Below are 11,191 nucleotides of genomic sequence, written 5' to 3' on the forward strand. Positions count from 1 at the left end.
TTGTTGTTAGAAACCCATTAGGGTATTTTATATTTATTTTTTGTGTAGCGCTGGGGGCTACACAAATAATTCTAGCAGGTCATTTAAAAAGCGATGACCTTTTAAGCTTACCTGCCAATGGCTGTCTGTTTGAGTCAATAAACCTTTATTAATTGCTTGGTTTAATGCACTTTGCTGACTTTGCAGTGGCAGTGTTGTAAGTTTATTAAAATCATTAATTGGGCAAGGCTCAACAAGGCGAAAGCGATTCATAAAAAATTCAAACGCTAAATCGTCTTGCTCTACATGCCAGCTTTTATACATATACGGTTTAATTAAATCCATATAGCCGCGTGGGTGTTTAACCTTTTCAGTACGCGTAATAAGCCCTGTATTTGCATCAGTAACCTTACCATGCGCGCCGCAGCCAATACCGAGATAATCGCCAAAACGCCAATAATTCAAGTTATGTTGGCACTGATAACCTGGTTTTGCATAGCCCGATATTTCGTATTGTATGTAACCTGCTTGAGCTAGTAACTCGACCCCTTGCTCTTGAATGTCCCACAGTATTTCGTCTTGTGGCAAGGTAGGTGGTTTTGAAGCAAACTGAGTATTGGGTTCAATAGTTAATTGATACCAAGATATATGCGGTGGATCGAGCGCTATTATTTGTTTTAAATCACTCAGTGCATCATCAAGTGTTTGCCCAGGTAAGCCATGCATTAAATCAAGGTTAAAGCTATTTAAACCGGCTTCTTTAGCTTGTTGCGCGGCATAGTTTGCCTCGTCGCTGCCATGAATCCGACCAAGTGCTTTTAACTTGTCGTTTTGCATGCTTTGCACACCGATAGAAATACGGTTAATGCCTGCTTTTACGTAATCTTTAAAACGACCTGTTTCTACTGTACCTGGGTTGGCTTCAAGGGTAACTTCGCAGTGTTCTTCAAGACCAATTAGGTTGTCGACTTCATTTAATAAACGGGTATAAGCTGCACCAGTTAATAGGCTCGGAGTGCCGCCGCCAATAAAAATACTATGAATTTTACGCCCTTGCACTAGGTGCAAATCAGCTTTTAAGTCATCAATTAAGTGTTGAACATATTCAGCTTCAGGTATTTCACCTTTTTGTCCGTGGCTATTAAAATCGCAGTACGGGCATTTTTGCACGCACCAAGGTACGTGCACATATAAGCTCAGTGGTGGAAGGTTCACAGGCCGCCTTTTTGCTGTAGCTCTAGCAATAGTTTTTGTAGTGCTTGGCCGCGATGACTCACTGCATTTTTTTGCTCTTTTGTAAGCTCAGCACTGGTACAATTTTTCTCTGGTACAAAAAATACAGGGTCGTAACCAAAGCCACCGTTGCCATTTTGAGTGAGCGTAATTTTGCCTTCCCAGCTTGCACTGCAAATAAGGGGGGTAGGGTCATCTGCGTGGCGCATTAATACCAGTACACACCAAAAACGAGCACTACGGATAGGGTTATTACCCAAGTCTACGAGTAACTTATCAATGTTATCTTGATCGCTGGCACCTGGGCCTGCAAAACGGGCAGAGTAAACACCGGGTGCGCCATTTAGGCCATCAACTTCTAAACCTGAGTCATCGGCAATAGCAGGCATGCCAGTGATTTTAGCGGCATGACGCGCTTTAATAATGGCATTTTCAACAAAGGTAGTGCCGGTTTCGGCAACTTCACCTACGTTAAAATCGCTCTGTGGAACTACATTAATATTCAGAGGGCTTAGCATGTTAGCTAGCTCATTTACTTTGCCAGGGTTACCTGTAGCAAGTACTAAAGTTTTGGTCATGTTATTAATCTACGTAAAATTTTTGCTGAAACTGTAATTTTTGAAATTGATTACTTTGTTGTATTTCAATCTCAAAGCGTAAAATCTCTTCGTTGGTATAATCAACTTGGGCAAGGTAATAAATTGAATCACCTTCTTTTACTTCTTTAAAAGTAAGCGTTTGTTTATTGCCAAGTAGGTTTCTAGCTGTGCCAGTAAGCTTTGCTGTTTGGGCTGTATTTTCGGCATCATTTTTTAAAACAGAAATATTCACAATGCCTTTGTATCCGCTTCGCTCAAGGCCATACGCTTTTGCTATTTTTGGCTGAATAAAAGTAGAAGGAAAGGCGATGTAATGCACTTGCCAAGGGCCAAGCTCTTTATATTGTGCGCCTTGCATTTCTTCGCTTTGCGCGTTAAATGCAAATGCTAAACAAGCAATAAAACAAAACTTAATTAAACGGTTCATTATGTATTCCTCAAAACATATAAAAAAGAGGCCTTTGGGCCTCTAATTAAAAAATCCATATTAGACTAAAAAATCCATAAGCAGCATTTGCAAAAACTGAATACCAATAATAAGCACTAAAACTGATAAATCTAAGCCACCCATTGATGGCAATATTTTACGAATTGGTTTTAGCATTGGTTCAGTAAGCTGATGGAAAACCGCTTCTATAGGGTTATAACCTTGGCTAACCCAACTTAAAATAGCGCGAATAATAAGTACCCAAAAAACTAAGTTAAGGCCTTCTTTTAGTACCGTTATAAGTGCTTGTATAATTACTGGCTGTATTGCCCACGCATTATATATAACAAGCATTAAAGTACTAATTTTGGCTACAGCCACTATAAATGCCAACAACAGAGATGCTAAATCAAGTCCGCCAAATCCCGGAATGATTTTACGCAGTGGTTTTACCGCAAACGAAGTGGCTTTAACCACAAACTGGCTCATTGGATTATAAAAGTCGGCTTTTGCCCACTGCAGCCAAAAGCGCAGTAATACCACCATTAAAAACAAATCAAACAGGGTACTGATTAAAAATTGCATGGCATTCATAGTGTAACCTTCAATAAAAAAGTGGTTTTAAAGTTCTTTTTCCATTTGCATCGCACGCGCAATACACGCATCCATTGCATCGCCAACGGTTTTAGTTAAGCCTTCATCTTTTAAGTGCTCAACAGCTGCGTGAGTAGTACCGCCTTTAGATGTTACGTTTGAACGTAGTTGCGAAATAGTAATATCAGGCTGGCTAAGTGCCATTTCTGCGGCGCCAAGGGCTGTTTGTTGTACTAAACGACGAGCGTCTTCATCATTAAAACCCAGCGCTTTGGCTTTTTCTTCTATGGCTTCCATAAATAAGAAAAAGTAAGCTGGTGATGAGCCGGTCACAGCAATAATATCGTTAATTTGTGATTCTTTTTCGACCCATACAACAATGCCAGTGCATTCAAAAACTTGTTGTACAAACTCGTGTTCGCTTTGTGTTTCGCCCGCGCCATATAAACCTGATACACCACGGCCTAATAAAGACGGTGTATTTGGCATGCAACGTACCATTTTAACGTCTTGACCTAGCATTTCACGTAAACGTTTTACAGTTAAGCCAGCAGCAACAGAAATAAACAGTTTATCGCTAAAATCTACGCCCGACTCTTGAAACGATTTACATAAATCGCCCATCATTTGTGGTTTAACAGACAAAACAATTACATCAGCATCGCGCAGGGCTTCGTTATTGTCACTGGTGGTTTGCACCTTGAAATCAAAGGCTACCTTTTCAAGCTTTTCTTGGTTGCGGTTAGTCGCAATAATGTTACTTGCGTTAAAACCGTTTTTTACCATGCCACCAATAATGGCGTAGCTCATATTACCTGTGCCTATAAATGCGATTTTTTTATCTGACATAAATCTATTATCACCTTTTAAGTTCGTGTTCCAAAAATGTCTGTGCCGATCCTTACCATGGTTGAACCTGCACTAATGGCAGCTTCAACATCGTTACTCATACCCATCGACAAAGTATCTACTTGAGGATATTGGGTCTTTAGTTTATCAAAGCAAGTTTGTAATTGCTCAAAAGATTGAATTTGCGTATCCAGATCGTTGCTTTTAGCGGGAATTGCCATTAAACCTCGAAGTGTTAAGTGCTCACATTGGTTAATAAAATCGGCAAGTTCATCTATTTCATCGCGGTGGCAACCCGACTTCGCTTCCTCATTACTTATATTTACTTGAATAAGTATATTAAGAGGCTGTTTATCGTCTGGGCGCTGGGAATCTAATCGTTTCGCTATTTTTATGCGATCAACACTTTGCACCCAATCAAAGTTGGCAGCCACTAAAGCACTTTTATTAGATTGAATAGGGCCAATGAAATGCCAAATGATGTCGCTATATGACTGTAGTTGAGCTATTTTATCTATAGCCTCTTGAACATAAGATTCACCAAATTCGCGCTGACCATGCTCATAAGCTGCAATAACATCTTCGCTTGGTTTAGTTTTAGACACTGCCAGTAGAGTGACTTCGTTAGTGTTTCGTTGTGCAATTTTTGCCGCGTCTGCAATTCTAGCGTAGGCGGATGTGAGTCGTTCTGCTATTGTAACCATATATTTATCAGTTAGTTGTGGAGTCATAAATGGATATTACCGAATTATTAGCGTTTAGTGTGCAACACAAAGCATCCGATTTACATTTATCGTCGGGTGTTTCACCTATGATACGCGTAGACGGTGATGTTCGCCGCATTAATATACCAGCCCTTGCAGACAAAGACGTAAACAGTCTGGTTTACGATATTATGAACGATAATCAACGCAAGGACTATGAACAAAATCTCGAAGTGGATTTTTCGTTTGAAGTGCCTAATTTAGCACGTTTTCGTGTGAATGCGTTTAACTCTAATCGCGGGCCTGCTGCGGTATTTCGTACCATACCAAGTGAAGTGTTAACGCTTGATGATTTAGGTGCGCCAGATATTTTTAAAACAATCTCCGATACCCCACGTGGACTCGTGTTAGTGACAGGTCCAACGGGCTCTGGTAAATCAACAACACTTGCCGCTATGGTCGATTATATAAATCAAAATAAACATCACCATATTCTAACAATAGAAGATCCAATCGAGTTTGTTCACGATAATAAATTAAGCCTTATTAATCAACGTGAGGTACATCGCGATACTCATAGCTTTTCAAACGCGCTACGTAGTGCATTGCGTGAAGATCCAGATGTAATATTGGTCGGTGAGTTACGTGATTTAGAAACAATTCGTCTTGCAATGACCGCTGCTGAAACGGGTCACTTAGTGTTTGGCACGTTGCATACAACATCTGCACCAAAAACCATTGACCGTATTATCGATGTATTCCCAGGTGAAGAAAAATCAATGGTACGTTCAATGTTATCTGAATCTTTGCGTGCTGTTATCTCGCAAACACTGCTTAAAAAGATTGGTGGCGGGCGAGTTGCAGCACACGAAATTATGATTGCAGTACCTGCTATTCGTAACTTAATTCGTGAAGATAAAATTGCACAAATGTACTCGTCTATTCAAACCGGTGCGTCTGTGGGCATGCAAACAATGGATCAATGTTTAACTAATTTAGTTAATCACGGCATTGTTACAAATGCGGCAGCGAAAGAAAAAGCACAAGACAAAACACAATTTGGTGGGTAAGAAACTATTATGGCTTTATCTTTAAACGACTTTTTACTCATCATGATTGAGAAAAAAGGTTCTGACTTATTTGTATCGAGTCAGCTACCTGTAAGTGCAAAAATAAACGGCGAGCTAACAGCCCTCAGTGACGATAGGCTTACAGATGAGCAATCGCTTGAGTTAGTTGAATCTGCAATGAGCGAAAAGCAAAAAGCAGAGTTTCATACAACGAAAGAATGTAACTTTGCGATTGCCACCGACGAAGGGCGCTTTCGTATTTCTGCCTTTTGGCAACGCGATAAAGCAGGTATGGTTATTCGCCGTATTGTGACGCAAATACCTGATGTGAGTGAGCTAGGTCTTCCTTCTATTCTTACCGATGTAATTATGTCTAAGCGTGGCCTTGTTTTGTTCGTTGGTGGTACTGGCACGGGTAAATCAACCTCGCTAGCCGCACTTATTGGCTACAGAAACCGACATCAACGTGGTCATATACTGACTATTGAAGATCCGATTGAATTTGTTCATGAGCATCGTAAAAGTATTATTACTCAACGCGAAGTAGGGCTTGATACCGAAAGCTTTGAGTCAGCACTTAAAAGCTCATTACGCCAAGCTCCCGATGTAATTTTGATTGGTGAAATTCGCTCTCAAGAAACTATGGAATACGCACTAAGCTTTGCCGAAACAGGTCATTTATGTGTTGCAACACTGCATGCTAATAATGCTAACCAAGCGATTGACCGTATTATGCATTTAGTTCCAAAAGAAAAACACGATAAGCTTAAGTACGATTTAGCACTTAATTTACGTGCTATCGTGGCGCAGCAATTAGTGCCGACTGCTGATGGTGAAAGCCGTGTTGCAGCTATTGAAATATTGCTTAACTCACCAATGGTTGCTGAACTGATTAAAAACGGTGATATTGGTGGTATTAAAGAGGCAATGGCTAAATCGAAAGAAATGGGCATGCAAACCTTTGACCAAGCATTATTTGAGCTGTATAGACAGCAGCGAATTAATTACGCTGATGCACTGCATCATGCTGATTCGCCAAATGATTTACGCTTAATGATTAAACTGCGCAATAACGAACAGCAAGGTGCGGGCTTTTTACAAGGCGTTACTATTGATGGCCTTGACGATAAAAATAGCGATCAATGATTTAAAAAGTAATGAATATAAATACTTAATATAAAAAAAGCGCCAATTGGCGCTTTTTATTTATATAACGGGTTATTTATATAGCGGGCTTATTCACCGTAACTAGACTCAAAAAAACTTTCTAAAATAATAACCGCAGACATATTATCTACGTTACCTTTACCTAAGTTTTTATAGCCACCACTTTCAAAAAGTCGCGCTTTAGCATCTGCAGTCGTTAAACGCTCGTCTTGTGTTTGCACAGGAATGCCATAATGATTATGTAATCTGTTGGCAAACTTTTTTGCTTTAAAGGTAACCTCTTGTGACGTTCCATCCATATTTAGTGGTAAGCCAACAACCATTAAGTCAGGCTGCCATTCGGTTACTTGTACAGCAATATGGTCCCAGTTAGGAATGCCATCTTGTGCTTTTACAGCCTTAAGGCTAGACGCGCTGCCTGTTAGCTCTTGCCCAATAGCAATACCAATACTTTTGGTGCCAAAGTCAAAGCCCATTACAGTGCGTTCGCCTTGCGGCTTAAGCGATTTTTTTGTCATGTGTATCTTGTTTAAGTTTGCTAAGGGTTAAGTTACTATTATGCGTGACCAGCTTCAGGGCTGAGTTGGCTAATATCAAAGCCCAACATTGAAACTGCTTTTTCCCATCGTTTTTCAACGGGGGTATCAAAAATGATCTTCGGATCGGCTTCTATGATCAACCAACTGTTATCAAGTAACTCTTGTTCGAGTTGTCCTTGCTCCCATCCTGAATAACCCAATGTAATAATAAATTGTTCGGGTGCTTGTGCGGTAGTTAAGCTTGCTAAAACGTCTTTTGAGGTAGTGATCATAATATCGCTACTGAGTTTTTGGCTTGCTGAATAACCTGATTGAGGAGAGTGCAAAACAAAACCACGGTCAGTTTTAACGGGTCCGCCTGCAAACACACTTACTTTTGCTGCGTTTTGAGTTTTGTCGTTATCAATTTCTATTTTATCTAAAAGTTCGCCAACAGTAACATCAATAGGTTGGTTTATTACCAAGCCCATAGCCCCATCTTCATTGTGCTCACAAATATAGGTAACAGCACGTTTAAAAAAAGGGTCTTGCATCGACGGCATCGCGATTAAAAAATGATTTTCTAATGACTGCATAGATTTCACCCTTTTTAGTTAATGAACTTTGAGTATGGCACATACCTTTGTTTTTAAAACTAAAAAAGCACTTTCATACAGTTTAAAAATTAATAGTTAACAACTATATTAAAATTTATGACACGAAAGTGCTTTTAATAACGATAGGTAGATACTTATTTATCTAGCTTTCTTTCAATGGCATCAAACAAAATACCTGTAATAGAAATATCATAAGCAGCTTCAATTTCGCGCACGCACGTTGGTGCAGTTACGTTAATTTCAGTTAATTTATCGCCAATAATATCTAAACCTACAAATATTAAGCCTTTTTCTTTAAGCGTTGGTGCAACCGCTTGCGCTATTTTTAAATCTGACTCGCTAAGTGGACGGGCTTCGCCTCGACCGCCAACAGCTAAATTACCGCGTGTTTCACCATTTTGTGGAATTCGCGCTAAACAATACGGAATAACCTCACCATCAATAACCAATACGCGCTTGTCGCCTTGTTTGATCTCTGGGATGTAATTTTGCACCATAGCAAAGCGGCTGCCGTGCTCGGTTAGCGTTTCACAAATTACACCAATGTTGGCATCGTCTTCTCTAAGGCGGAAAATAGATGCGCCACCCATGCCATCAAGGGGTTTTAAAATAATGTCTTTATGCTCGGCTAAAAACTCACGAATTTGTTTTTGGCTACGTGTAACAAGTGTGTCTGGCGTATGTTCGCTAAACCATGCTGTAAATAGCTTTTCGTTAGCATCGCGAAGGCTTTGTGGCTTGTTAATTATTAACGTACCTTCTTGTTCTGCACGCTCTAAAATATACGTCGCGTAAATGTATTCGGTATCAAAAGGAGGATCTTTTCGCATTAAAATAACATCAAGGTCGGCAAGGGCTATAGTGGCTTTTTCTTCAAGCTCGTACCATTTTTCTGCATTATTAAACACTTGCGCTTTAGACGCTGTAGCGTACGACTTACCTTTACGAAGAGATAAATCATCCATCTCCATATAATAAATTTCGTAGCCGCGTTCTTGCGCTTGCATCATCATTGCAAAACCGGTGTCTTTTTTGATGTTAAATCCACTAATAGGATCTGAAATAATACCTAACTTAATTGCCATGCGCTGTGCCTTACTATAAATGTTACTGTTTATATGAGGGTGCTTTTAGTTATTTCAATTAGCTAAATCGCCAAATTGAAGTTGTAATGCACTTAAGACCGTTAAAGCGGCTGTTTCCGTTCGTAAAACGCGCGGGCCTAAGCGAATATCCACAAATTCTAGTTGTTTAGTTAGTGCCATTTCATCGTCGGTAAAGCCTCCTTCTGGGCCGACTAAAAAGCGTACGCCATCTTTAGGTACCGTAATGGTTTTAATGCTGTGCTCAGCACGAGGGTGAAGAGTGAGCTTAATTGCATTGGTTTGTTGTGCAAGCCATTGTTTTAAATCTACAGGGGGATGAATAATTGGCACAAAATTACGCCCAGATTGCTCTGCCGCTGCTATTGCAATTTTTTGCCATTGTTGGTGTTTTTTCTCAAGGCGATCGCCCATTAGTTTCACGCCACAGCGCTGACTAAAAATGGGGGTGATTTCGGTAATGCCCAGTTCAACTGACTTTTGAATTGTAAAATCCATTTTATCACCACGGGATACACACTGGCCTAAATGAATTTTAAGCGGGGATTCTACATCATGAGGATTAAGCTCTAACGGCATTACGACGACTGTTTTTTTTGTTACCTCAATTATTTCACTAAGGTATTCGCCGCCTTCGCCATTAAAAATAGATACATGCTCGCCTACTTTCATGCGCAGCACTCTGCCAATATGCCCTGCAGCATCGTCATCTAAAGTTACAGGGGTGTTTAGGGCAATACTCGATGTTTGATAAATATGAGGAACTCGCATAGGGCGTCACTTATTACTTAGCGTAAAAATATATACTGCTATGGTAAGTAAGCTGGGAGCTGTGCGCAATTATTTATTTTTATTAAGTTGCTCTGCAAGGTCTATTAAATCTTGTGGTGTGCGCGCTATATCGTGGTGATTTTGCGAAGGTTCTGTTAACGTCTCGTCAGTAACTAGGCTTAGTGTATAGCCTGTATCATCAAAGCTTATTAAAAAGCGCTCTTCATGTAACGAGTTATAAATAAAGCGTTGTTTATCGCTTGCTAGTAAGTAATCGGTACTATTAAAAAGGACTCCGTGTAAATCGTGATGCTCTTTTAGATAGTTAATTAATTCAGAAACGCTTATTTCGTTTTCAAGGTCGCAATAACTATAGTCTTTAATAAGTTCGTCAAACATCATTTTTACTAACTGGCGGGTATTACTGCCTGCTGCAATAAGCGTACTCGCTTTTGTTTTACCATTATTATTTACATAGTATTCGGCAAATGCTCGGCTAAATTCGTTGTCTATGTCAATTAACAAGTAATTCGTTATTTCAAGTGGCATAGAGCTAGGACCTTGTTGCATTTAAGTAATTACCATTATTACTTAAATGCAGACTTTTAATGGCTGTATTTTAGTAAAAAGGTCTAAAGAGAAAACATGCTAATAAGTAAATAGCCTATAGCACAAAAAACAGCAAACTCTATACATGCTACCCCAATATTATCTTGATGGTCTATTTCAAGAGCCGTATCAATATTTGGTAAAGAGATAACTTTTATCACATACGTTAAGCTGTAAAGTAGTATCCACATTACACCGCAATGCATAACGAGTGTAAATATGTTTTCTACCATTTTACCGTTTTGAAATGCTGCGCTAGATAAACCAGCATACACAGCCAATGCTAAACCGATTGATTTGCCAGCATACCTTATACCAATAGATGTATTCTCTAGGTTAAAGTTACTTTGTAGCGAAGCTCCTTGATTTGCTTTTGCAAAACGGTGTTCTCGTATTTTACTATCCAGTGCAAACATTCCCTGAAGCGTAAAAAAGCTAACACAAGCAATAAGTAAGTTGCTAAATCCCTGTGTGTGCGTCCACGTGTACAAGCCAAGTGCGATAATACAGTTAGCGATTAACATGCCTGAATCTACCAATGCAGCACATACATTTTGTTTTAGTATGGCAGCTTCTTCGTTAAACCTGTGAAGTATCCATTTTCTGTGAATTAAATGACCCACTTTTATAAAAGTGAATAAAAGAATAATAATAATTAACACTTTTAACGGGTTTGACTGTGCGGTACTTATGCTTATTTCGTCAAATAAGAAAGCCATAGTGGCTATAACAACTGATATTTCAGATGCAAAACTAATACCCATGGCAAAGTTGTCGTGTTGTGCTAGCTCATCTTTAAGCGCTTGTTTTGCTTTGATTTGAGTGACAACTCGTAAACAAAAAATAGTTATGCAAATAACCGCAAAACTAATGGCAATCGCAATAAAACTAGTGTTAGATAAAGACAAATATGACATGGTGATCCTAATTAAGTTAACCTTTCTAGGTTTT

At 39.4% G+C, this 11,191-nt stretch carries 14 protein-coding genes; 2 read left to right on the plus strand and 12 right to left on the minus strand.

Annotated elements, in window-relative coordinates; translation table 11 throughout:
* Nucleotides 1-57: 57 nt before the first annotated feature.
* Genes hemW through I6F43_RS10490 form a run of 6 tightly spaced genes read right to left on the minus strand, consistent with a single transcriptional unit; the run spans nucleotide 58 to nucleotide 4,412 of the window.
* Nucleotides 58-1,194 carry a radical SAM family heme chaperone HemW gene (gene hemW, locus I6F43_RS10465; protein ID WP_197102164.1) on the minus strand — a complete coding sequence of 379 codons (1,137 nt, stop codon included), beginning with the start codon at nucleotides 1,192-1,194 and terminating at the stop codon, nucleotides 58-60.
* Nucleotides 1,191-1,790 (minus strand): XTP/dITP diphosphatase, encoded by a 600-nt coding sequence (locus tag I6F43_RS10470; protein ID WP_197102166.1) that lies wholly within the window; start codon nucleotides 1,788-1,790, stop codon nucleotides 1,191-1,193. The genes hemW and I6F43_RS10470 overlap by 4 nt, the downstream gene beginning before the upstream one ends.
* A 4-nt stretch (nucleotides 1,791-1,794) precedes the next feature.
* Complete coding sequence (locus tag I6F43_RS10475; protein ID WP_007376526.1) at nucleotides 1,795-2,238, minus strand: DUF4426 domain-containing protein; 444 nt, start codon at nucleotides 2,236-2,238, stop codon at nucleotides 1,795-1,797.
* A gap of 60 nt (nucleotides 2,239-2,298) precedes the next feature.
* Nucleotides 2,299-2,832: a YggT family protein gene (locus tag I6F43_RS10480; protein ID WP_007585413.1), complete on the minus strand. Its 534-nt coding sequence runs from the start codon at nucleotides 2,830-2,832 to the stop codon at nucleotides 2,299-2,301.
* 27 nt (nucleotides 2,833-2,859) lie between these two features.
* Nucleotides 2,860-3,681, minus strand: coding sequence for a pyrroline-5-carboxylate reductase (proC, locus tag I6F43_RS10485; RefSeq protein ID WP_197102167.1), 822 nt, complete (start codon nucleotides 3,679-3,681; stop codon nucleotides 2,860-2,862).
* A gap of 17 nt (nucleotides 3,682-3,698) precedes the next feature.
* Nucleotides 3,699-4,412, minus strand: a complete 714-nt coding sequence (locus I6F43_RS10490) for a YggS family pyridoxal phosphate-dependent enzyme (protein ID WP_007585410.1) — start codon at nucleotides 4,410-4,412, stop codon at nucleotides 3,699-3,701.
* A 2-nt stretch (nucleotides 4,413-4,414) separates the two neighbouring features.
* Between I6F43_RS10490 and I6F43_RS10495 the strand changes: the two genes are divergently transcribed.
* Nucleotides 4,415-5,455 carry a type IV pilus twitching motility protein PilT gene (locus I6F43_RS10495; RefSeq protein WP_007585408.1) on the plus strand — a complete coding sequence of 347 codons (1,041 nt, stop codon included), beginning with the start codon at nucleotides 4,415-4,417 and terminating at the stop codon, nucleotides 5,453-5,455.
* A 9-nt stretch (nucleotides 5,456-5,464) separates the two neighbouring features.
* Complete coding sequence (locus I6F43_RS10500) at nucleotides 5,465-6,601, plus strand: PilT/PilU family type 4a pilus ATPase (RefSeq protein ID WP_010553294.1); 1,137 nt, start codon at nucleotides 5,465-5,467, stop codon at nucleotides 6,599-6,601.
* An 89-nt stretch (nucleotides 6,602-6,690) separates the two neighbouring features.
* Here the strand turns inward: I6F43_RS10500 and ruvX are convergent, their stop codons facing one another.
* The 6 genes from ruvX to I6F43_RS10530 all read right to left on the minus strand — a co-directional run bounded on the left by ruvX (nucleotide 6,691) and on the right by I6F43_RS10530 (nucleotide 11,157).
* Nucleotides 6,691-7,140 carry a Holliday junction resolvase RuvX gene (gene ruvX / locus I6F43_RS10505; RefSeq protein WP_008170791.1) on the minus strand — a complete coding sequence of 150 codons (450 nt, stop codon included), beginning with the start codon at nucleotides 7,138-7,140 and terminating at the stop codon, nucleotides 6,691-6,693.
* A 38-nt stretch (nucleotides 7,141-7,178) separates the two neighbouring features.
* A complete protein-coding gene (locus I6F43_RS10510) occupies nucleotides 7,179-7,736 on the minus strand; it encodes a YqgE/AlgH family protein (protein ID WP_007585401.1) in 558 nt (185 codons plus the stop codon).
* A 155-nt stretch (nucleotides 7,737-7,891) separates the two neighbouring features.
* Nucleotides 7,892-8,842 carry a glutathione synthase gene (gene gshB / locus I6F43_RS10515; RefSeq protein WP_007585399.1) on the minus strand — a complete coding sequence of 317 codons (951 nt, stop codon included), beginning with the start codon at nucleotides 8,840-8,842 and terminating at the stop codon, nucleotides 7,892-7,894.
* Between the two features lie 54 nt (nucleotides 8,843-8,896).
* Nucleotides 8,897-9,631, minus strand: a complete 735-nt coding sequence (gene rsmE, locus I6F43_RS10520; RefSeq protein WP_007585397.1) for a 16S rRNA (uracil(1498)-N(3))-methyltransferase — start codon at nucleotides 9,629-9,631, stop codon at nucleotides 8,897-8,899.
* 69 nt (nucleotides 9,632-9,700) lie between these two features.
* On the minus strand, nucleotides 9,701-10,201 hold the full coding sequence (locus I6F43_RS10525) for a hypothetical protein (protein ID WP_197102169.1): 501 nt from the start codon (nucleotides 10,199-10,201) through the stop codon (nucleotides 9,701-9,703).
* A gap of 62 nt (nucleotides 10,202-10,263) precedes the next feature.
* Nucleotides 10,264-11,157, minus strand: a complete 894-nt coding sequence (locus I6F43_RS10530; RefSeq protein ID WP_007585393.1) for a DUF350 domain-containing protein — start codon at nucleotides 11,155-11,157, stop codon at nucleotides 10,264-10,266.
* Nucleotides 11,158-11,191: the final 34 nt, after the last annotated feature.

The organism is Pseudoalteromonas sp. NZS71_1 (assembly GCF_015864305.1).
GTDB lineage: Bacteria > Pseudomonadota > Gammaproteobacteria > Enterobacterales > Alteromonadaceae > Pseudoalteromonas > Pseudoalteromonas arctica.